Here is a 20452-nt window from a genome sequence, read left to right as displayed (position 1 = left end):
CTACGGCAGCCCCATGGCCGAAGAGCATCGGCGCTGGCTCGCCGCGTTCGGGGCGGGCTCGGTCGGTGAGCTCACGGCCCTCGCCACCTCGGGAAAAATCGGCGATTTGGTGCTGGCGGGGAGGCCTTCCACGAGAAGGCGCTCGGTCGCATCGCCGACGACGTGGCCCGCCGAGCGAGCGCAGGCCTTCGTGTGCTCCGGGTGGCCGGGCCCTCGTCGTCGGGCAAGACGACCTTCATTCGACGGCTCACCGTGGCGCTGTCGCTCGTGGGCCTCCGCACCGTGGGCCTGTCCCTCGACGACTACTATGTCGACCGCGAGAAGACCGTACGCGACGAGGCCGGAGAGTACGACTTCGAGTCTCCCCTCGCGATCGACGCGGAGCTCTTCCGGGCGCAGCTCGAGCGGCTCGTGCGCGGAGAGAAGCTCAAGGTGGCTCGCTACGACTTTCTCACCGGCAAGAGCCTGCACGACGGAGGGCCCGAGGTCGCGCTCGGTCCGGGCGATCTGTTGCTCGTCGAGGGACTGCACGCGCTCGAGCCGCAGATGATCCCCGGGACGTTCGCGCACGAGTCGCTCGGCATCTTCGTGCACCCGGCCACTACGTTGCCGATGGACAGGCTCACGACGCTCGCGCCGACCGATCTCCGCCTCCTCCGCCGCATCGTCCGCGACCGACACACACGGGGCTACCGCGCGAAGGAGACGATCGCCCGCTGGCCTTCGGTGCGGCGCGGAGAGGAGCGGCACGTGTTCGCGCGGCTCCCGTTCGCGGATCACGTGTTCGACACCGCGCTCGCGTACGAGCCATGTGTCCTGAAGATCCTCGCCGAGCGCTGCCTCCTCGAGGTTCGCCGCGACGATCCTGGTTTCGTCGAGGCGTGCCGCCTGCGAGAGCTGCTCGACGGCTACGTGGGGCTCGAGCCGGGGTATGTGCCCTCGAGCTCGATCCTGCGCGAGTTCATCGGACACGGGCCCAAATAGGCCGGGCGAGGCGAGCTCACCAACGCTCGACATCCTCGGGCTTCTCGCCCAGAGTGATCCGCCCCGTCGTCCCCGAGCCACGGCACGGCCAATGCGCGCGGCGAGACGGTGCGGGAGCGACGCGAGACGAATCGAGAGGGCGGTCGATGGCTACACGGAAGAAGCGAGCAGAGGTCGAGTGGGTGGGCGGGCTCGTGACTCTCCCCACGTACGTGACCGGCGAAGGGGCGCCGTTCCAACCGGAGATGCTCCTCTGGTTGCGGACGGACGGGCTCGTCCTCGGCCACGAGGTGGGCAGGCCGGGGGAGGTCCTCTCGAGCGCGTGCGAGAGCCTGCGTCGCACCATCGAGAGCCCCATGGTGGGAGGAGCTCACACCCCCGATCGCGTCCGCGTCGCTTCGCCCGCGCTCGCCGAAGTGCTGCGCGCCGGATGGCCCGCCATCGACGTCGTCTGCGAGGCGACCCCCGAAATCGACATGACGTTCTCCAAGATGCGCGACAGTCTGGCCGAGACCGAGAGGCCGACCTACCTCACGCCCGGCCTCGACGCCGACGCGATGGCGGCCCTCTTTCGAGCCGCGGCGCGCCTCTACCGGGCGAAACCTTGGAAGGTCGTCCCGAACGACCAGTGCCTCTTCTCGATCCGGATCGACGGGCTCGGCGTCCACGACGCGGTGCTCTCGATCGTCGGGCAGTTGGGGGAGAGCCTCGGGTTCCTCTTGTTCTCGAGCGCCGCCGACTTCGACGACTTCCTCGCCGCGGCCGAAGCCATCCAGCGCGGCGAAAGCATGAACGTGCCACCTCACCTCGCCCTCAACTTCGATCGCGGCGCCGATCTGGACGACACGCTCCGAAAAGAGATCGCGACGCACGGGTGGGAGGTAGCCGAAGCCAAGGCGTACCCGTGGGTCGTCGCCATCGACGAGAACGTCCTCGGGAGACCGCCTACGCCGACCGAGCTCGCGACCGTCGAAGCCGTCGCGCTCGCGCTGCCCGAAGTCCTTCGAGAAAAGGCGGCGCTCCGCTCCGCATGGGAGGGTGGCGAGCGCGTGGAACGCACCGTCGTAGTCGCCGCACACACGGGAGACTTCGAGGTCATGGTCCGCGCCCCCGGGGGCGACGACGTCGACCTTCCCGACGACCTGCTCGCAGCGCTCGTCGAGCTCGACGGGCGAGATGCGCCGATCGACCCCGACGCACGGAGGCCACTCGAGGCCGCGCTCGTTCGGAAGTTCGTGGCCTCCCCCGAGGCCGAAGCGCTCGAGGACGCCAGGTCGTGCGAGCTCCTGATGGACCTCGCCGGAGACTACTTCGACGTCAGCATCGCGACGCTCGAGGCCGAAGATCTGCGCGAAATCGTGTTCGACATCCTCCCCGCCGTCGTCGACGTCGACGCCACCTTGGCGGCCGGGATCGTCGAGGAGATTCGTGCGTTCTACAGCTTCCTAGGGCGCAAGCTCGGCCTCGAGCAGGCCGACGCCTGCCTCCGGGTGATCGGTGGCGATGCCGTGGAGAGGCTCGAGCGCGCGCTCTCGGATGCGACCAAGTTCAGCGATGCCAAGACGCGCCTTCGGCAAAGTCGCGGGGCGGGGTTCGCTAGGGCCGTCAAGGAGGGCTTGGCAGAGTCGCGACTCCCGCCGCCAACCACGCCCGCACCGCAGGCGAAGGCCGCGAAGAGCGCCAAGAAGCGCGTACACGAACCGACTCGCAAGGCGCCTGGAAAGAAGCGGTGAGGTCCCGTTCTCGGGCTTCGTGAGGCGGGAGGGCGGAGCGTCGCCGCGGCTCCGTGGTGGGCATCCCTTCGCTGCGCTCTACTTTCGCCACACTCTCTTCGGCGCGACGCACGAGGCGCTTCGGGCATCCGACGGTCGTGACGCCTCCGGACCTCTTCGACGTGGCCATCGTGGGCACCGGCTTCGGTGGGCTCGGCGCGGCGCTGTCGTTGGCCGAGCGAGGCGCGAAGGTGGTCGTGCTCGAGGCGCTCACCTACCCGGGGGGATGCGCCTCGACCTTCACGCGCGGGCGAGCGCGGTACGAGTCGGGCGCGACGCTTTTCTCGGGCTTCGCCAAGGGTCACCTCTTCGACACGTGGATTCGACGGCATGACCTGAAGGTCGACGTGCGCTTCTTGTCGCCCGTGGTCGAGCTCCGGTCGGGGCACGGGGTGATCGAGGTGCCGAACGATCGCGCCGCGTTCGTCGAGGCGTGGGTCGCCCGCTCGGGCGCCCTAGGTGAGCGTGTCCGCGCCTTCTTCCGCGAGCAGCTCGCCGTCGCCGACGCGCTCTGGAGCATCTTCGAGGACCCTCGCCTCCTCCCGCCGTTCGGCGGAGCCGAGCTCCTCGCGCACGTCGCTCGGGTCCCCGCGTACCTCCCGCTCGTCCCTTGGGTCGGGCGCCCCCTCGAGCGCGCGCTCGAGAAACACGGGCTCGTCGAGCACGCGGCGCTCCGCACCTACCTCGACGCCGTGTGCCAAATCACCGTGCAGACGAGCGCACGCGAGGCCGAAGCGCCCTTCGCCATGGCGACGATGGACTACTATTTTCGGGGCACCGGACACGTGCACGGCGGCATCGGGGTGCTCGCTCACGAGCTCGCGCGCGCGATCGAACGCCTCTCCGGGAGCGTGCGGTACGCCTCTCGTGTCGACACGCTCCGGCGCGAGGCCGGCGCGTGGACGCTCGAAGGACGCAAGGGCAAGGTACGCGCGCGCCACGTGGTGGCGAACCGTCTCCCGGCGGACGTGGCCTCCATGGCCGGCCTGCCGCTTCAAGGCACGCTCGCGCGGCTCGACCGGGAGGTGCGCTCCGGGTGGGGCGCCACGATGCTGTACCTCACCCTGGACGAGACGAAGACAACGAAGCCCGACGCCTTCCACCTCGAGCTCGTGGGAGACACCACACGGCCATTCACCGATGGAAACCACGTCTTCGTGAGCGTCGGAGCGGCCGACGAGGAGCGCGCCCCTCACGGACGAAGGACCGCCACCGTCTCGACGCACGTCTCTTTGGAGCAGCTCGACGCGCTCGGGCCGGAGGGGCGCGCGCGTGCGATAGCCGACGTCCAGGCCAGCATGCGACGAACGATCGCCCACCGTGCCCCCGAGATCGACCAGGCCATCGTCTCCACGATGCCCGGGAGCCCGCGCACCTTCGAGCGCTTCACGTTGCGTCGCGGGGGATACGTCGGTGGCATCCCGAGGAGGGCGGGCCTCTCCCACTACGCGTCGCTCGTCCCGAGCCCCGTCGCGCGTGATCTCTGGCTCGTCGGAGACTCGGTATTTCCCGGTCAGAGCACCCTCGCGACGGCCATCGGAGGCACACGCGTGGCCGAGGCGATCCTTCGCACCTGAGCCGCCCACCTCGTGCGACTCATCACGCGGGAGCCGGCGTGGTAGACGTCTCGGGCATGAAGCGCCTCTTCGCCGCCTCCGTCCTCGTCGCCCTCTCGCTCGCCGCCTGCAAAGACTCGGGCTCCACCCAGTCGAGCGCGGCCCCCATCTCGACCGAGAGCACCACGAAGACCCCCTCGGGGCTCGGATACACGGTGCTCGCGCCCGGCAAACCCGACGGCAAGGTGGCGAAGGCCGGCTCCACCGTCTCCGTGCATTATACAGGCTATCTCACGAACGGGACCAAGTTCGACTCGAGCCTCGACCGCGGCGAGCCCATCTCGTTCACGCTGGGCACGGGCCGCGTGATCGCCGGCTGGGACGAGGGCGTCGCGGGCATGAAGGTGGGTGAGAAGCGCCGACTCGTCATTCCCCCGAGCCTCGGCTACGGCGAGCGCGGCGCAGGCCCCATCCCACCGAACGCGACGCTGGTGTTCGAGGTCGAGCTCGTCGACGTGGGCTGAAACCGCACCGAAGCGCGGGCGCCTCACATGGCGATCGGCGTGGGCATGAAGAGGCCCACGAAGAAGAGCAGCGTGACCACGGCGACCACGACGCGCGGGCGATCGAGGGGGAGCTCCGACGTCGGCGGGTGCGAGAGCATCTCGGGATCGCGGAACACCCCGCGCGTGGCCTCGATCGCCAAGATCGCGAAGAGCAGGCCGAACCACGCCACGTACGCGGGCCACACCCCGATGCGCAGGACGAGCGACGGCATGTCGTCCCGTGTGCGCAGGGCGCCCGCCGTGACGATGAGCGCGAACGTCATCGCCACCCGGTGCCCCACCGAGAGGCTCTTCTCGGGCCGCGGCCCCTCGCGCGACGAGAGGGTGCCCAAGATCGCGAGGATCTGGAACCACACGAGCCAAAAGAGCGAGTTCCCGAGGTGCACACCGAACCGCGAGAGCCCGTGGTTCGTGACGAGGTCGCCTGTGACGAGCCACACGAGCCGCACGAAGAAGACACCGAGCAGGCTCCTGTGCACGAGCCGCGCGAAGGTGTCTTGTCGCTTCCCGAAGAGCGCATACGCGACGTGGCCCCCGTCGAGCTGGCCCACGGGCAAGAGGTTCACCATCGTCACGAACATGCCGGCCCACGCGCCGAACGCCACGGGCGACAGGAAGAGCTCGGAGCCCGCCGGCACCCCCGGGTGCGCGAGCCTGTCGAGCAGCTTGACCACGAGGCTCTCGCCGAGCTCGACGCTGTCCTCGCTCGCCCCCACCGCCACTACGGCGGAGTGCGCGGCGCCGTACGCGTAGAGCGGGATCGCGAACGCGAGGCCCGCGAGCGGCCCCGAAGCGCCGATGTCGAGCAGGGCGCGCCGCGTGGGGATCGTGCCCCGCATGCGAATGACGGCCCCCATGGTCCCGAACGGCGAGAGGATCGGGAGAGGGATGAAGAACGGGAGGCTCGCGTCGACCCGGTGAATACGCGAGGCCACGTAGTGCCCGAGCTCGTGCGCCGTGAGGATCCCGAGGAGCGTGGCGGTGAAGGCGAACGCTTGGGAGAGCGCCTCGCGCTCGGTGACGTACGCCAGTATTTTGGAGATCGTTCCAATCTTTTGGCTCGCCGCCTCGGCCGCGCTCTTCTGGAAGGAGAGCTGCGTCACGAAGACGCTCACCACCGTCGCCGCGAAGAGAAGCGCGTTCATGCGCCAGGGCGGCGAAGGGAGCGGGGCCCGAGGCTCGCCGTCAGCCATGCTTCAGCGCCTCGACGAGCACGGAGACGAGCCTCGGTAGGAGCACCTCGAGACGCCCGTCGACCGTCCCCACGTCGCTCGTGACGACCATCGAGCCGGGCCCGAGGGTCGTGTCGGCGCGCACGGTGACCGCCGCGTTCCCCATCACCCGCATCGCGCGTTCGACCTCGACCACGTCGCCCGGGGACACGTTCACGACGACGGCGCGGGCGCCACGCGCCTCGGCGACGAGCTCTCGCGCCATCACGCCGAGCGTGGCGGGGCTCGCCGCGACCTCGGCGTGGATCACCCGCTCGGCGAGGAGGCGCGCCAAGAGCGTGATGCGCTCGATCTCTCCCTCGGCCAGCGCGCGCTCTCGTGCCTCGAGGCGGGCGGCGACGGCGACGAGACGAAGGAGCTCGGCCTCACGCGCCTCGGCGGCCGCGATGGCGGCGCGTGCATCGACGGTCTCCTTCGCGCGCATCAACACGGCGTGCCCCTCGGCCTCGGCGCGCGCGACGATCCGGGCAGCCTCGGCGTGGGCCGCGGCCACCTCGGCCGGCAGGCGGACCGCGTAGGGGCGCGTGAGCTCGGGCCGTGCTCCCGTGGCATGACGAAGGATCCGCCCGCGCGGCAAGCTCATTGGAGTCTCGCCGCGTCGACCGCGCGGTTCACCTGCGCGAGCGGCCGCGCGAGGGCGAGGGTGCGATCACGACGCTCGGGCGAGCGAAGCCCCGCGGAGACGGCGCGCCCCTCGGCGTCGAGGGGGCCCAGGATGCCCGCCTCGGCGTCGTCGACGGAGAGGCCGAGCGCGGCCGAAACAGCCAGATATGCCGAATGCCACACGCCCCTACCCTACCCGATTTTCGGCGTCGTCCCTACGTGCCCGACGCGCCGGACGACCGCCCCGAATCACGCGTCGTCTTTCGGAGCCTCGTCCGCGTCGGCCTTCTCTTCGCTCTTTTTCTTCTTCTTCTTCGCGGGTGCTGCGGCCTCGGCCTCTTTCACCGGAGCCTTCGGCGCGGGGGCAGGCGCGTCCTTCTTTCGCGTGAGGAAGAGCATCGCGGCGCCGCCGCCCAAAATGGCAGCGACCACACCGAGCACGACCTTGTCGCCGGAGTCTTCTTTGCCGGCCTTCGTGTCGCCTTCGGCCTTCGTCTTGCGATCGGCGGAGAGCGGCTCACCCACGATCACGGCCGTCTTCACGTAGTCGAGCTCGGGCCACTTCGCGCGGAGGTAGTCGTTGCCCTCCGCCTGGATCTCGCCCTGCTTGTCCGTGACGTTCTCGTCGTAGCCGCCGAAGAGCTTGTCGGCGATCTCCATCCCCTCGGCGACCTTGCAGATGGGCGCGAAGCCCATGGCGTCGAGGCTCGTGTTGTCCTTGTAGTTGACGAAGAGCTGCGTCGAGCGCGTGTCGGGGCGCCCCGCCATCGCGTACGTGAGCATGCCGCGCTTGTTCGACTGCTTCGGCGGGTCGGGCGGGAGGTTCGCGTCGCTCCACACCGCCGACACCTTCGGATCGCCGTGGATGCCCCACTGCACGACGAACCCCTTCACGACCCGGAAGAAGGCCACGTCGTCGAAAAAGCCAATCTTTACGAGATTATAGAAACGATCCACGCCGTTCGGCGCCCAGTCGCGGGTGCACTCGAACACGATGTCGCCCTTGGTCGTCTCGAACTTGGCTTTGAAGGTGTCGGGCGCCTTCTCCTTGGCCTTCGAAGGGTCCAGCATCGCCGGATGCCCGGACTGAGGGAACGCGTGTGCGCTCCCTCCCGAGGCCAAGAGGAGACCCGCCGCGACCCACGAGAAGACCCGCTTCATGGCCCTCGAGATCGCACGTTTTCGGCCCTCGCACCAGGACCGAAGCGCGTCTCTTCGTGCGTCGGCGCGAGCCCCGCGACGAAGGGCCCGACCGACGTCGAGCTATTCCTCGTCGATCACACGAAACGCGGTGGTCTCGGCGTAGTCGACGAAGTCGTCCTCCGTCGCGTTCCCCGCGTCGAGGGACGCGAGGTCGGCGAGCTCCTTCGCGAGGAGCTTCGGGTCGACGCGCTTCAGGTAGTCGAGCAAGAGCTCGCCGTCGCGGCGGCCCGCCTCGTAGAGAGTGACGATGCGAGTGACGGCCGCGGGCACGCGCTTCGCAGGGATTTTCGCAACGAATCGCCCGAACGCGGCCGCCTCGCCGCGCGGATCTCCGCCCACGTAGAGGAAGTAGTGCGGAGCCGCGCGCTCCCCCACGCGCCGCATCCCGCCCTGGAATCCGATGCCGGCCACGTGGTGGAGCCCGCACCCGTTCGGGCACCCGCTCACCTTGATCACCGTGCCTCGCGCGGCGGCGAGCACGTCGGGGCGCGAGCGCGTGAGGTCCGAGAGCGCGGCGGCGAGCCCTCGCGATTGAGTGACGGCGAGCTTGCAGGTCTCGGCTCCCTGGCAGCTCGTGGGATCGGCGAGGGTGTCGGCGTGCGGGCGCGAGAGGCCGATGCGCGCGAGGGCCGCGAAGACCGCGTCGAGGTCGGCCTCACGAACCCAGTGGAGCACGACGTTCTGTGCGTGGGTCGTGCGGGCCGTGCCGTCCGAGTAGGCGCGTGCGATCCGCGCGAGCGCGCGCACCTGGCCCGAGCTCGCGTCGCCGAGCGGCAACGTCACGGTCACGCGGGCGTACCCGGCCTGCTTCTGCCTCGCGACGTTCGACGTGAAGAAGGCCTCACGCTCGCCCACACTGGGCAAAATGGGCAATAGTTTCGGAACGATCCCCGGCCCCCGCGCGGGCGACGAGGCGACGAGGGCGCCGAGCTCGTCGAGGCTCGTCGGCACACGCACGTGCTCGCGTGGAGCGCCTTCGATCGGGGCCGCGTCGGGAGAGAAGGGCAAGCTCGCGATCCCTTCGCGCCGCACGACCTCGAGCTCTGCGAGCACGGCCTCACGAAAGGCGGCGAAGCCCATCGCGCGGACGAGGAACTTCATCCGGTTCTTCTTGCGGTTCTCGCGATCCCCGCGCGCGTGGAACACCCGCACGATCGCCTCGGACACCCGGAGCACGTCCTCCACGGGCAGGAACGCGTAGAGCTCGTGACCACTCACGACATAGGTCGACGTGCCCCCCGCGACCGTCACACGGAACCCTCGCGCGCCGTGCGCGTCCGTGCGCGCCGTGAAGCCGATGTCGTTCACGAGCACGAAGGCGTGGTCTGCACCACCGCCTGCGAAGGCGACCTTGAACTTTCGAGGCAGTGTCGACGAGAGCGGGTGCCGCAAGAAGTACCGCGTGAACGCCTCGGCGTAGGGCCTCGGATCGAAGGCCTCGTCGTCCGCGACGCCGGCGTCGGCGTTGGTCGTCACGTTGCGCACGGAGTTTCCGCACGCCTCGCGCGTCGTGATGCCCGCGTCGGCCAGCTCGCGCATCGCCGCGATGACCTGCTCCTCCGGGAGGAAGTGAAACTGCACGTTTTGCCGCGTGGTCACGTGCAAGAACCCTCGAGCGTACTTGTCGGCCACGTCGGCCAAGACGTCGAGCTGTTCGGCGCTCACGACACCCTGGGGGAGCTTCGCGCGGAGCATCGTCGGCCCCGCACCTTGCCGCTGTCCATAGTTGCCGTTCAGGAGGCGAAAGAGGCGCCAGGCCTCAGCGTCGATCTCCCCGCGCTCGAACTTCTCGAGCATGTCGACGAACAGATCGACGTCGCCCTGGCTCGCGAACCTCGGCGAGGCAGTCTCCACACGCGCTCCTAGCTCTCCGTGCGGGCTCATGCCGCACCTCCTTCCGTACGAGAAATGGCCTCGCGAACCTCCGCGAGGCGGGTCACGTCCCCCACGACCAAGACACCGGGCAACCCCTGCTCCTCCGAAGCGAGCGTGTCGTCGACGAGCTCGCGCAGCGTGAGCCGTCGCACCGACTCTCGAGCCGTGCTGGCCGCGAAGACGAGCGCGACCCCGAGCTCGGGCTCATGCCCCGCGGCGAGGAACGCCCGGGCGATCTCCGCGCGACGCTCGACCCCCATGAGGACCACCCACGTGAGCTTTTTGCCCACCGTGGGGTGGACGAGGGCACGCCAGGTGTCGTCCGGGTGCGCGGTGACCACGAGCACGGCACGTGCAACCTCTCGATGTGTCACGGGAATTCGTGCAGCGAGCGGAGCCGCGAAGGCGCTCGTCACGCCGGGCACCACGTCGCAGGGGATGCCCGCGTTCGTGACCGCCTCGAGCTCCTCGCCACCTCGCCCGAACACGAACGGGTCCCCCGCCTTGAGGCGGACCACGGCGAGCCCTCTCCGCGCGTAGCGCACGAGGAGCCGCGAGATGGTCTCCTGCGCGAGGCTCGGACGGTTCGCGCGCTTGCCCACGAAGAGGCGCCGCGCGCGGGGACAGAGCTCGAGCACGCGGGCGTCGCAGAGCGCGTCGTACAGCACCACGTCAGCGGACGCGAGCACGCGCGCGGCGCGCACGGTGAGGAGCTCCGGATCTCCCGGGCCCGCGCCGACGAGGGTCACACGGCCCTTCATGCCGCCCCCTTTTGGTGCCGCGCGTACTTCTCCACGAGCACCGAGAGCACGGCCTCGCGCCGCTTGGCGAGGGGCAGCCCTCGCGCGGCCAACGCAGGCCGAAGGAGCGACGCCACGTCGACCCAGGCCGCGAGATCCACGGGCAAGAGCTCCTCGAGCGCCTCACGAAGCAGCCCCGAGAGCGCAGGCGCCCGCCCGCCCGTCCCCACGACGACGGTCGCGTCCCCGCGCGTGATCACCGCCCCACCGAACGCCGACCCGTGCGCCGGATCGTCGACCGCGAGCACGAAGATCGCGCGGCGCTCCGCGGCCTCGAACACACGACGGTTCACCTCGGGGGGCGCGGCCGCCACGACGAAGTAGACCCCTTCGAGGTGCGCCTCGTCGAACGGCTCACGCGTGACGGCCAAGCCCAGACGCGTGTATTCCTCACTCACCCCCGGCGAGACGGTACGCACACGAGCCCCCGCGGAGGCGAGCTTCTTCGCCTTCTCGGCCGCCACCGGGCCCGCGCCGACGACGAGCACGGTTCGCCCTTCGAGCCGCAAAAACACCGGGTAGGGGCTCACGCGGACCTCCGCTTCTTCTCCGCGCCTCGCGAGAGGTCGCCTGGCGACTTGTGTATTCCACATTCTTTTTTGTCGGGCGCCTCCCAGTACCAGCGGCCCGCGCGAGGGTGCTCCCCCGGAGCGATCGCACGGGTGCAGGGCGCGCAGCCGATCGACGGGTACCCCTTGGCGACGAGCGGGTGCACCGGGACACCTTCCTGCTCCGCGAAGGCGACGAGCCTGTCCCAGGTCCAGTCGTAGAGCGGGCTCACCTTCACGACCCCCGGCCTCGCCGCGTCGTCCTCGACGAGACGCACGCCCGAGCGGCCATCGCTCTGCTCACGTCGCAAGCCCGTGACCCAGGCCGAAGCTCCCGCGAGCGCACGCCCGAGCGGCGCGACCTTCCGGATGGCGCAGCACGCCTCGCGATCGGCGCGGGACCTGTAGAAGGCGTTGGGCCCGCGGGTCAGCGTGTAGGTCTCGACGTCCTCGGCCGCCGGCGCGTAGAGCGCGATCGGGATCGCGTACGTGTCTCGAAAGCGCTCGACGAGGTCGTACGTCTCGCCGTGGAGGCGGCCGGTGTCGAGCATGAACACCCGCGGGACGACTCCGACACGCTTGCCCGCGCGCGCGGCGAGGTGCACGACCACCGCGTCCTCCAGGCCGAAGCTAGAAGCAATGCGGAGGCCGTCCCCGAAGCGCGTGAGGAGCTCCGCGAGGCGGGCCTCCGGTTCGAGCGTCGAGAGGCGGGACTCGAGGTCGTGCGACGGCGCTCATGCGGGCTCCCGAGGAGCGAGCGCCGGAGAGGGGACAGACGCTTCGTCCGTTATAGCGTCCTCCCGCTTCTTCACCTTCAGCGCGACGACCTGAGCGAGCAGGCTGCCGCGGACGAAGATGCCGAAGAGGAAGCCCGCGCCGAACACGAGCTCGTGGTTGAGCGTCGCGTAAACGACGGCGAGCAGCCTGCCGAACACGTTCAAACCAGGGAAAAACACGCTCAGATCGTGCGCCTGACCGCGCCGCCAGAGGCGCACGATCTGAGGCACGTACGAGGCCTCCATCGCGACGATGCCGAGCGTTCCCACGATCCAGAAGGGAGAGTTGTGCATGGCGACCTTTCGTCCACCGGTGCGGACATGATCGCTATAGCGGACACATATCTGTTATGCTAGACACATTTCACGGCGCAGCTCACATGCGCCTCGGAGGCTCCATGGGAAGACATCTCGACGACCTCGAGGACGAGGCCATCTTCGTGCTCCGTGAGGTCACGGCAGAACGTGAGCGGCCCGCGCTCCTCTTCTCGGGCGGGAAGGACTCGGCCATCCTGCTCTACCTCGCGCAGAAGGCGTTCGCCCCGGGCAAGATCCCGTTCCCCGTGCTCCACGTCGACACCGGGCACAACTTCCCCGAGGTCATCGCCTACCGCGACGAGCGCGTCTCGAGCTTGGGCCTCTCGCTCGTCGTGGCGAGCGTCGAGGACGCGATCGCCCGGGGCCTCGTGGCCGACGTGACGGGCCCGCGCGCCTCGAGAAATCGCCTGCAGAGCGCGCCGCTGCTCGATGCCATCGCTCGGCATCGGTTCGACGTCGCGTTCGGCGGAGCACGACGGGACGAGGACCGCGCCCGCGCGAAGGAGCGTGTCGTCTCGGTGCGGGACGCCTTCGGCCAGTGGGCTCCGGAGGCCCAGCGCCCGGAGCTCTTCGACTTGCTCAACACGGAGGTGCCACCCGGTGGGCATCTCCGCTGCTTCCCGATCTCGAACTTCACCGAGATCGACGTGTGGGAGTACGTCGCCCGCGAAGGCATCCCGCTCCCATCGTTGTACTACGCACACGATCGCGAGGTCTTCGAGCGCGACGGCATGCTCTACGCCGTGACGCCGTTCACGCCCCCCGAGCCGCACGAGCGCACGTTCCGGGCAAAGGTGAGGTTCCGCACCGTCGGTGACGCCACGTGCACCGGCGCCGTGCGCTCCGAAGCGACGACCCTCGACGCCGTGCTCGACGAGGTCCGGACCGCTCGAACCACCGAGCGGGGCGCGACCCGAGCCGACGACCGGCAGACCGAAGCCGCCATGGAAGACCGCAAAAAGGAAGGGTATTTCTGATGAGCCACGCACCCTCGCCAAAGGACGATCGCGCCCTCCACCTCGCGACGTGCGGGAGCGTCGACGACGGCAAGAGCACCCTCATCGGGCGGCTCCTCTTCGACGCCGGGGCCGTGCTCGACGACCAGCTCGCTCACGTCGCCACCGCGACACGACGTCGCGGGCTCGAGGGGGTCGACCTGTCGCTCCTCACCGACGGACTCCGCGCCGAGCGCGAACAGGGCATCACCATCGACGTCGCGTGGCGCACGTTCCGGAGCGCCGCGCGACGGTTCTCCCTCGCCGACTCCCCCGGACACGTGCAGTACACATGCAACATGGCCGTGGCCGCCTCGAGCGCCGACGTCGCGATCGTGCTGCTCGACGCTACGAGGGGCGTCGTCGCGCAGACGCGCCGCCACGTCTTGCTCTCGCGCCTCGTCGGCGTCGGCACGTTCGTCGTCTGCATCAACAAGATGGACGCCGTGGGCTTCTCGGACACTCGCTTCGCCGAGGTACGTGAGCACGTCGTGGCCACGATCGACGAGCTCGCGCGCCTCCTGCCCGGACCGACCCCCGAGGTCGTCGTGGTCCCGATCTCGGCGCTCGGAGGCGACAACGTCGTGCACCCGAGCGGGAAAATGCCCTGGTACGACGGCGTGCCTCTCCTCACCGTGCTCGAACGATCCCGCGCCCGCGAACGCTCCACCGAAGGCCGAGGGCGCCTCGCCGTGCAGTGGGTCGCGCGCCCGGCCGACGCGCGCCTCCGTGCGTACGCGGGGCGTGTCACGGGCGGCCCACTCCACGAAGGCGACGCGGTCGGCGTCTTCCCCGAAGGGCACGCTTCACGCATCGCCACCCTCACGACGGCTCGCGGCCGTGCGGGGTCCGCGCGCGCTGGCGAGAGCGTCACCGTCACGCTCGACGATGCCATCTCCGTGTCCCGCGGCGACGTGATCGCCCACGCCGATCGGCCCCCGCGCGTCGCGACCTCCGTCACGGCCGACGTCGTCGTGCTCGCGCGCCGCGGCCTCGTCCCAGGTGCGCCGCTCGTCGTGAAGCAGGGCACGCGTCGGGTCCGCGCGCGCATCACGCGCGTCGAGACACGCTACGACCTCGACGCCCTCGCCAAGGTCGCGTCGCCCAGTGGGCCGTTCGCCCAGAACGACGTGCTCACGCTCGCCCTCGAGACGCAGAGCCCCCTCGTCTTCGATCCGTTCTCCGAGAGCCGCGCCACGGGCAGCCTCATCCTCGTCGACCCTACGACGGGCGACACACTCGCCGCAGGGGGCCTCCACGAAGGCCAAATATCACCCTAACTTCAACATGTTACGGCACCCGCGTGGCTACCGCTTCCACCCTCGCACGCGCCGCACGGCCCCCGGAAAGGCGGCCACGAGAGCCTCGGCGGCGCCCGACCCCGCGCACACGACCGCGAGCACCTCCGCGTCGCGCTCCGGGTCGAGGCGTGTCACCGCGAAGACGTCGCGCCCTCCGAGGTCGAGCACCACGTTGCACGCGTCCTCGCACGGCCCGAGGCAGGGCTCGGCCGCGACCGTGATGGGAGCGCCGACGAGCCGCTCACGGAGGGCGAGGAAGAGCCTCGTCCCCGGCCTCGCCACACCGCGGCCACGCTCACCCGGGCGCGCGCACGAGGTGCACACGTGGAGCTTCACGACGCTCAAGGCTCGGCCGCGAGGTACGCGCCGTCGCGCTGGGTGACCTTGCCGTCGGCCACGAGCTTCTCGAGGTGCGCCTCGAGGCTCAGCTTCGCGATAGGGAAAATCGCGGGCGGCGTGTCGGCGTAGGCCACGGGCACGAGGTCGTCGAGCGAACCTCGCCCCACCTCGCGTACGGCCGCGAGCACCTTCGCCTCGCGGAGCAACCTATGCGCGACGTAGCGCCGAAAGTGCCCACGCGGATCGTCGATGGGCGCGCCGTGAGCCGGGAGCGCGACGCTCGTGTCGAGGGCTCCGAGCCGCGTGAGCTCCGTGAGGTACTGCGCCATGTCGCCCTCGCCCGGCGCGATCAAGATGGTGCCTTCGCTCGCGACCATGTCGCCCACCACGATGGCCCGCGTCTCTTCGTCGAAGAGGCAAAGGTGCCCCACGGCGTGCCCCGGCGTATGGAGCACACGGAGGCGCTTCGGCGAAGGGCCGTCGAGCACGATCGTGTCGCCCTCGACATGCCGCTCGGTGCGGTGCTCGGCGTGCGTGATGCGCTCGAAGGTCGCGTCGTGCCCGAGGAGCGGCACCGCGAGCTCACGCGCGAGCACGTCGACCCCACCCACGTGATCGGGGTGGTGATGGGTCACGAAAATGCCCCTAATTTCGCACCCTTGCGAGACGAGCCCGCGCGCCCAGGCGAGCCACTCTCGGAGCTCGTCGTCGTAGGGCGTCGCGGGCTCGACGAGCAGGATCTCGCGCGTGCCGATCGCGTAGCTGTTCGTGTGCGTGGCCGGAGGCAGCGTGGGCGACCTCGCGGCCACCCTCGCTATCCCGTCGGCGACCGCGAACGGCCCGAGCATTCCCTCAGCGCTCGATGACGAGCGCGAGCGCCTCGCCGCCACCGATGCAGATCGACGCGAGGCCGCGCTTCTTGTTCTGCTGGATGAGGGCGTGCGTGAGGGTCGTGACGATGCGGGCCCCGCTCGCGCCGATCGGGTGACCGAGGGCCACCGCGCCGCCGCGGACGTTGACGCGCGCGCGATCGATCTTGCACTGGTCGGCCGAGACCATCGCGACCACGGCGAACGCCTCGTTGATCTCCACGAGGTCGACGTCCCCGAGGGACATGCCGAGCTTCGCGGCGACCGCGTCCATGGCCTTGGCCGGGGCCGTGGTGAACCACTCGGGGGCCTGCGCCGCGCCGGCATAACCCGTGATGCGCGCGAGCGGCGTGAGGCCGTGCTTCTTCACGCCGGCCTCGCTCGCGAGGATGAGCGCGCTCGCGCCGTCGTTGATGGACGAGGCGTTCGCCGCGGTGATCGTGCCGTCCTTCGAGAAGGCCGGGCGGAGCGACGCGAACTTCGACGGGTCACCCTTCGACGGGCCCTCGTCGGCCTTGATCACGAGCGCGTCGCCCTTCTTCTGCGGCACGGAGACCGGCGTGATCTCGGCGTCGAAGAGGCCCTCTTTCTGGGCCGAGAGCGCCTTGCGAAAGCTCTGCGCGGCGAACTCGTCCTGCTGCTCGCGCGTGTACCCGAACTCCTTGGCGCACGCGTCGCCGCAGTTGCCCATGTGGACGTCCTTGTACGGGTCCCAGAGGCCGTCGAAGATCATCCCGTCGACGAGGGTGCCGTTGCCCATGCGGTAGCCGGTGCGCGCTTTGTCCAAGTAATACGGGGCGTTGGACATCGACTCCATGCCACCGGCGACGATGACGTCGGCGTCCCCGAGGGCGAGCGCGCGAGCGCCGAGGATGAGCGCCTCCATGCCCGAGCCACAGACCTTGCTCACCGTGGTGGCGGGCACGCTGTTCGGGATGCCGGCGTGGATCATGGCCTGGCGAGCGGGGGCCTGGCCCTGGCCGGCCGAGAGCACGTTGCCCATGAAGACCTGGCCGACGGCGGCGGGGTCGAGCTTCGCGTTGGCGAGGGCGCCCGCGATGGCAGCGGCGCCGAGCTTGGGGGCGGCGATCGACGAGAGGGCTCCCTGGAAGGCGCCGATGGGCGTACGGGTCGCGGCGACGATGTAGACGGGGGGCAGAGTCGACATGGGAGCTTCTCCTTGAGCCAGGCTTCTTTGCGGCCATTTTGCCGCGTGCGCGGCTTATACCGCGGCTTCGTCGGCAGCGCACGGCCTGGCGCATCGTCCCCGTGCCCCGAAGGGTGAGGGAAAAGCGAGGCGTGGGCTGCTAAGGTCGTAGGGCCCGTGTCCGCTTCGTTCAAAGCCCCATGGATGATCTTCGGCGTCGTGGCGGTCGGCGCCGCGGCGGCGATCGCGTCGTGCGGCACCGTGGGCGGCGGCCCGACGACCGACGCCGCCGTCCCCGACGTGAGCGTCACCGTGTTCCCCGCCGAATGCCCCCCGACGAGCCCCGTCCAAGGCGAGCCGTGCACGCAGCCCGAGGGGACGACGTGCGCCTTCGGTGCGTGCGCCACCTACGTGGTGTGCAGGGGCGGAGCGTGGGTGGTCGCCCCGGTCCCCGAGCCGAAGAACCTCTGCCCCTCCCTCGTGCCCGAGCAGGGCGCCCCGTGCGGAGCCTGCTTCCAGGACGGCGGCGCGTGCACCTACGGAGACCCGACCTGCTCGGACGCCTCGACGAACGCCGCGATCGCCTCGTGCCGGGCCGGCTCTTTCGCGGTTCGTTTCGTCACGTGTGTCGAGGCCGGAGCCGACAGCGGCGCTCCGAACGACGGGGCCCCGAGCGACGCCCAGAAGGACGCCCCCACCGACTGATTCCATAAACGCGCGTTCAGCGAGGCGATCTCTTCCGCCGACGCTCCTTGCGTGTCGTATCCGCTTTGACTAAAAGCGCCGTTCCGCGTGCGCTCGCGCGGGGACGACGGCCCGATGTCCTGGGCCTCTCCCACCGAGCCCTTCGCTCGAGGAAAATCCCATGTCCGAGTCCAAGTTCGCCACGTTCATCACCGAGAAGAAGCTCAACGTCCAGCGGATCCTGTCCGTGTCGCACAAGCTCGAGACCCTCCGCCCCGAGGATCGCAAGATCCGCCTCGAGAAGCGCCAGGCCAAGAAGGCCGAGGGCGGCGAGAAGAAGCAGACCGCGAAGCCCCGCTCGGGTCGCCCCGTCACGCCCCGCGCGATCGAAGCGGCCATGGCCGGCAAGGCGCTCACGGGCCCGCAGAAGCAGCGCATCCTCCGCGCCGTGAACACGATCCTCGAGCTGAAGAAGGCCGAAAAGGTCGAGCTGAAGACCCTCTTCTGAGCGACGAGCCCGCACGGGCGTTCAAGGGCGGGGATCGGCGGCTTGGCACCTTCGACCATGGAAGACCACCTCCGCGGATCCCTCGGAGGTCACGGCGCCGAGCCGATGGCCCCTGCTAAGCTCTTGAAACCCTTGCGCAAGTTCGCCACCGCGCGACCGCGCGTGGGCATTCGTTGCTACAAATTGGGCCAGTCGAGGGCGATGGGTGCAGCCTGCACGCATGGCCCTCGTCGCGCTTTTGCTGGTGGTGTTCGTGGTTCTGGTCGACGTGTACGATCTGGCGAACAAAAAGCGCCTGCGCCGCGACCAGGGGTGAAATCGTACGTACCCCCCGTGAATGGTCGGCTGAAAGGTCGCATCGTATTCGAACGATGCAGGCTGCCCTTCGTCCGCCGACCCCGACGCTCGCCGACGTCCTCGGCCTGGGCGCGGTCGTGCCTTTTCGGCGCGGGGAGGCCCTCTTGAGCGACGACGAGGCCAAGATCCTCCAAGACGCCGCCAACGGCAACGCCGAGGCGTTTCGGAAGATCTTCGCGAAGCACCGCTCCGACGTGCAGCGGCTCGTCTTCCGCATGATGGGCGCCCGGAGCGACCTCGACGACGTCGTCCAAGAGGTGTTCATCCAGGTGTTCCGCAGCCTCCGGGACTTCCGCGGTCAGGCGAAGTTCTCCACGTGGCTCCACCGGGTCACGGTGAACGTGGTGCTGATGCAGCGGCGCGCCGCAAAGAGCCGCCCCACCTACGCCGAAGAGGCGCCCGCCGACGTCGTCGCCGACGAGGGTCAGGTCCTGCCCGACGAGGACGCCGCTCGCCGCGAGCGCATGCGTGCGTTCGGTCGGCTCCTCGATCGCCTCGCCGAAAAAAAGCGCGACGTGTTCGTGCTCCACGAGCTCGAGGGCATGTCCCCGGCCGAGATCTCGGAGATCGTCGGCGCGCCGGTGCTCACCGTGCGCACGCGCCTCTTCTACGCCCGCCGCGAGCTCGAACAGATGTGGAAAGACGAGCCCACGCTCGCCTCTCTCGGAACGACCTTCTCGAAGGCCGGAAACGGCTCGGGGGAGGAGGAACCATGATCGACGACACGGACGACGACGACGAGCTCCCCGAGGACATCGACCTCGACGCCGAGCTCGCGAACGCGGGGCCCTCCCCTCTCACGCGTCTCCTCGCCGAAGCCAAATCCGAGACCACGGGCTACGTGCCTCCCGCGGGCGATTTTTCGCTCGCCGAGCAGAAGCTCCTCCTCCGCCTCGAGACCGAAATCGCCCGTGAGAAGCGGTCGCGGAAGTCACAGCTCGCGGCCGGTGTCGTCGCGTCGCTCGCGCTCGCGGCAGGCGCGGCGTTCTTGCTCGGTCGCCCCGTCGCCCCCGAAGCGTCGCCGATGCCCACGGCCGCGCCGATCGCCTTCACGGTGAAAGGTGGCCCGAAGGGCGGAAATCTCCGCACCGACAGCGAGGATCCGGAGGGGTTCGTCGTGGGCGACACCGTCGAGGTCGCCGACCAACCGCTGGTGTTCGAGCGACGTGGAGTGGGCAAAGGTACGCCTCGCCGTGCCATGTGGGCGCTCGATCCGGCAGGCGAGGCCGCCGGCGCCCGCATCAAGGTCGCCAAAGGCGGCGAGACGTTGGTGCTCGCGCTCGAGCGTGGCGCCGTCGAGGCCGACGTGACCCCGGTCCGCGACGGCGAGGCCTTCGCGGTCGACGTCGCGGGCCCGGCCGGCACGACGCGCGTCGCCGTCCACGGGACGCACCTCCGCGTGGCCAAACAAGGGAACAAGATCACGGTCGACCTCACCGAAGGGGTCATCGCGATCGGGGCCCCCTCCGACGGTCGCACCACGGGGCGAGAGATCGTGGCGCCCGCGCACGTCGAGCTCGAGGCGGGAGCGAGCCCGTCCGCGGCCGTCGTCTCGAACGCGGGCGTGCGCGCGGCGTGGGTGCTCGAGGCCGTCGCCGATGGTCGCTCGCCGTCGCTCCCTCTCCCGGGCATTCCGCCACACGCGAGCGCATCCCCTTCGCACGCCGTCCCTTCGAAACACGTCGCGGCCCAGGGGTCGACCCCCGCGACGCCGTCAGCCTCGGCCGCCCCCATCGTCATGCTGAGCGAAGGAGCCGCGAAGACGGCCCTCCAGGTCGACGTGAAACGCTGCGCCGCGCAGGTCGCGGGGAAGACCGGCGTGAAGATCAGCGTCGAGAGCACGCTCACGGTCGACGTACGCGCCGACGGCTCGGTCGCTTCGACCCGCTTCGATCCGCCCCTGTCGCCCCCGATCCAAGAGTGCGCCGCCCAGGCCGCGTTCGCACGCCACATCGAGGGTCCGCGCAGCTTCACGGTCCCCGTGAAGTTCGACTACTGAGCGCAAGCAGCTACCGCGAG

The 20452-nt window shown here is 69.9% G+C and carries 21 protein-coding genes and 1 pseudogene; 10 read left to right on the top strand and 12 right to left on the bottom strand.

Annotated elements, in window-relative coordinates:
* Nucleotides 1-201: 201 nt before the first annotated feature.
* The 4 genes from IPK71_08985 (at nucleotide 202) to IPK71_08970 (ending at nucleotide 4836) form a co-directional block, all read left to right on the top strand.
* Nucleotides 202-984 (top strand): nucleoside kinase, encoded by a 783-nt coding sequence (locus IPK71_08985; protein ID MBK8213872.1) that lies wholly within the window; start codon nucleotides 202-204, stop codon nucleotides 982-984.
* A 146-nt stretch (nucleotides 985-1130) separates the two neighbouring features.
* On the top strand, nucleotides 1131-2717 hold the full coding sequence (locus IPK71_08980; GenBank protein ID MBK8213871.1) for a hypothetical protein: 1587 nt from the start codon (nucleotides 1131-1133) through the stop codon (nucleotides 2715-2717).
* 137 nt (nucleotides 2718-2854) lie between these two features.
* On the top strand, nucleotides 2855-4333 hold the full coding sequence (locus IPK71_08975; GenBank protein MBK8213870.1) for an FAD-dependent oxidoreductase: 1479 nt from the start codon (nucleotides 2855-2857) through the stop codon (nucleotides 4331-4333).
* A gap of 56 nt (nucleotides 4334-4389) precedes the next feature.
* A complete protein-coding gene (locus tag IPK71_08970; GenBank protein MBK8213869.1) occupies nucleotides 4390-4836 on the top strand; it encodes an FKBP-type peptidyl-prolyl cis-trans isomerase in 447 nt (148 codons plus the stop codon).
* A gap of 23 nt (nucleotides 4837-4859) precedes the next feature.
* Here the strand turns inward: IPK71_08970 and IPK71_08965 are convergent, their stop codons facing one another.
* From IPK71_08965 to IPK71_08925, 9 genes and pseudogenes are all read right to left on the bottom strand, one after another.
* Nucleotides 4860-6023 (bottom strand): site-2 protease family protein, encoded by a 1164-nt coding sequence (locus IPK71_08965; GenBank protein ID MBK8213868.1) that lies wholly within the window; start codon nucleotides 6021-6023, stop codon nucleotides 4860-4862.
* A gap of 40 nt (nucleotides 6024-6063) precedes the next feature.
* Nucleotides 6064-6693, bottom strand: coding sequence for a hypothetical protein (locus tag IPK71_08960; protein MBK8213867.1), 630 nt, complete (start codon nucleotides 6691-6693; stop codon nucleotides 6064-6066).
* Nucleotides 6690-6896: a hypothetical protein gene (locus IPK71_08955; protein ID MBK8213866.1), complete on the bottom strand. Its 207-nt coding sequence runs from the start codon at nucleotides 6894-6896 to the stop codon at nucleotides 6690-6692. Before IPK71_08955 ends, IPK71_08960 begins: the two co-directional genes overlap by 4 nt.
* A gap of 66 nt (nucleotides 6897-6962) precedes the next feature.
* Nucleotides 6963-7784 carry a peptidylprolyl isomerase gene (locus tag IPK71_08950; protein MBK8213865.1) on the bottom strand — a complete coding sequence of 274 codons (822 nt, stop codon included), beginning with the start codon at nucleotides 7782-7784 and terminating at the stop codon, nucleotides 6963-6965.
* 192 nt (nucleotides 7785-7976) lie between these two features.
* Nucleotides 7977-9800: a nitrite/sulfite reductase gene (locus IPK71_08945; protein ID MBK8213864.1), complete on the bottom strand. Its 1824-nt coding sequence runs from the start codon at nucleotides 9798-9800 to the stop codon at nucleotides 7977-7979.
* Complete coding sequence (cobA, locus tag IPK71_08940) at nucleotides 9797-10552, bottom strand: uroporphyrinogen-III C-methyltransferase (protein ID MBK8213863.1); 756 nt, start codon at nucleotides 10550-10552, stop codon at nucleotides 9797-9799. Before cobA ends, IPK71_08945 begins: the two co-directional genes overlap by 4 nt.
* Entirely contained in the window at nucleotides 10549-11121 is a 573-nt protein-coding gene (locus tag IPK71_08935; GenBank protein MBK8213862.1) for a bifunctional precorrin-2 dehydrogenase/sirohydrochlorin ferrochelatase, read from the bottom strand. Before IPK71_08935 ends, cobA begins: the two co-directional genes overlap by 4 nt.
* Nucleotides 11118-11831: pseudogene (locus IPK71_08930) on the bottom strand (phosphoadenylyl-sulfate reductase). The gene IPK71_08935 and the pseudogene IPK71_08930 overlap by 4 nt, the downstream one beginning before the upstream one ends.
* Nucleotides 11832-11873: 42 nt before the next feature.
* Nucleotides 11874-12209 carry a PQ-loop repeat-containing protein gene (locus tag IPK71_08925; protein MBK8213861.1) on the bottom strand — a complete coding sequence of 112 codons (336 nt, stop codon included), beginning with the start codon at nucleotides 12207-12209 and terminating at the stop codon, nucleotides 11874-11876.
* 86 nt (nucleotides 12210-12295) lie between these two features.
* On the opposite strand from IPK71_08925, the gene IPK71_08920 reads away from it, so the two are divergent.
* Nucleotides 12296-13210: a sulfate adenylyltransferase subunit 2 gene (locus IPK71_08920; GenBank protein ID MBK8213860.1), complete on the top strand. Its 915-nt coding sequence runs from the start codon at nucleotides 12296-12298 to the stop codon at nucleotides 13208-13210.
* Nucleotides 13210-14508 (top strand): sulfate adenylyltransferase, encoded by a 1299-nt coding sequence (locus IPK71_08915; protein ID MBK8213859.1) that lies wholly within the window; start codon nucleotides 13210-13212, stop codon nucleotides 14506-14508. The genes IPK71_08920 and IPK71_08915 overlap by 1 nt, the downstream gene beginning before the upstream one ends.
* A gap of 27 nt (nucleotides 14509-14535) precedes the next feature.
* On the opposite strand, the gene IPK71_08910 is transcribed toward IPK71_08915, so the two are convergent.
* Genes IPK71_08910 through IPK71_08900 form a run of 3 tightly spaced genes read right to left on the bottom strand, consistent with a single transcriptional unit; the run spans nucleotide 14536 to nucleotide 16905 of the window.
* Nucleotides 14536-14865, bottom strand: coding sequence for a DUF1636 family protein (locus tag IPK71_08910; GenBank protein MBK8213858.1), 330 nt, complete (start codon nucleotides 14863-14865; stop codon nucleotides 14536-14538).
* A 5-nt stretch (nucleotides 14866-14870) separates the two neighbouring features.
* The gene (locus IPK71_08905) at nucleotides 14871-15716 is read right to left on the bottom strand and encodes an MBL fold metallo-hydrolase (GenBank protein MBK8213857.1); all 846 of its coding nucleotides are present in this window, start codon (nucleotides 15714-15716) and stop codon (nucleotides 14871-14873) included.
* 4 nt (nucleotides 15717-15720) lie between these two features.
* Nucleotides 15721-16905 (bottom strand): thiolase family protein, encoded by a 1185-nt coding sequence (locus tag IPK71_08900; GenBank protein MBK8213856.1) that lies wholly within the window; start codon nucleotides 16903-16905, stop codon nucleotides 15721-15723.
* Nucleotides 16906-17061: 156 nt separating this feature from the next.
* Here IPK71_08900 and IPK71_08895 point away from each other — a divergent pair, with 156 nt between their 5' ends.
* The 4 genes from IPK71_08895 (at nucleotide 17062) to IPK71_08880 (ending at nucleotide 20432) form a co-directional block, all read left to right on the top strand.
* Nucleotides 17062-17589, top strand: a complete 528-nt coding sequence (locus tag IPK71_08895) for a hypothetical protein (GenBank protein MBK8213855.1) — start codon at nucleotides 17062-17064, stop codon at nucleotides 17587-17589.
* A 160-nt stretch (nucleotides 17590-17749) separates the two neighbouring features.
* Nucleotides 17750-18076 (top strand): hypothetical protein, encoded by a 327-nt coding sequence (locus IPK71_08890; protein MBK8213854.1) that lies wholly within the window; start codon nucleotides 17750-17752, stop codon nucleotides 18074-18076.
* A 371-nt stretch (nucleotides 18077-18447) separates the two neighbouring features.
* Nucleotides 18448-19149, top strand: coding sequence for an RNA polymerase sigma factor (locus IPK71_08885; GenBank protein MBK8213853.1), 702 nt, complete (start codon nucleotides 18448-18450; stop codon nucleotides 19147-19149).
* Complete coding sequence (locus IPK71_08880; GenBank protein ID MBK8213852.1) at nucleotides 19146-20432, top strand: FecR domain-containing protein; 1287 nt, start codon at nucleotides 19146-19148, stop codon at nucleotides 20430-20432. Before IPK71_08885 ends, IPK71_08880 begins: the two co-directional genes overlap by 4 nt.
* Nucleotides 20433-20452 lie beyond the last annotated feature (20 nt).

Source organism: Myxococcales bacterium, from assembly GCA_016712525.1.
GTDB lineage: Bacteria > Myxococcota_A > Polyangia > Polyangiales > Polyangiaceae > JAAFHV01.
The sequence above is the reverse complement of the archived record's forward strand: the minus strand, read 5'-3'. Positions and strand labels throughout refer to the sequence as shown.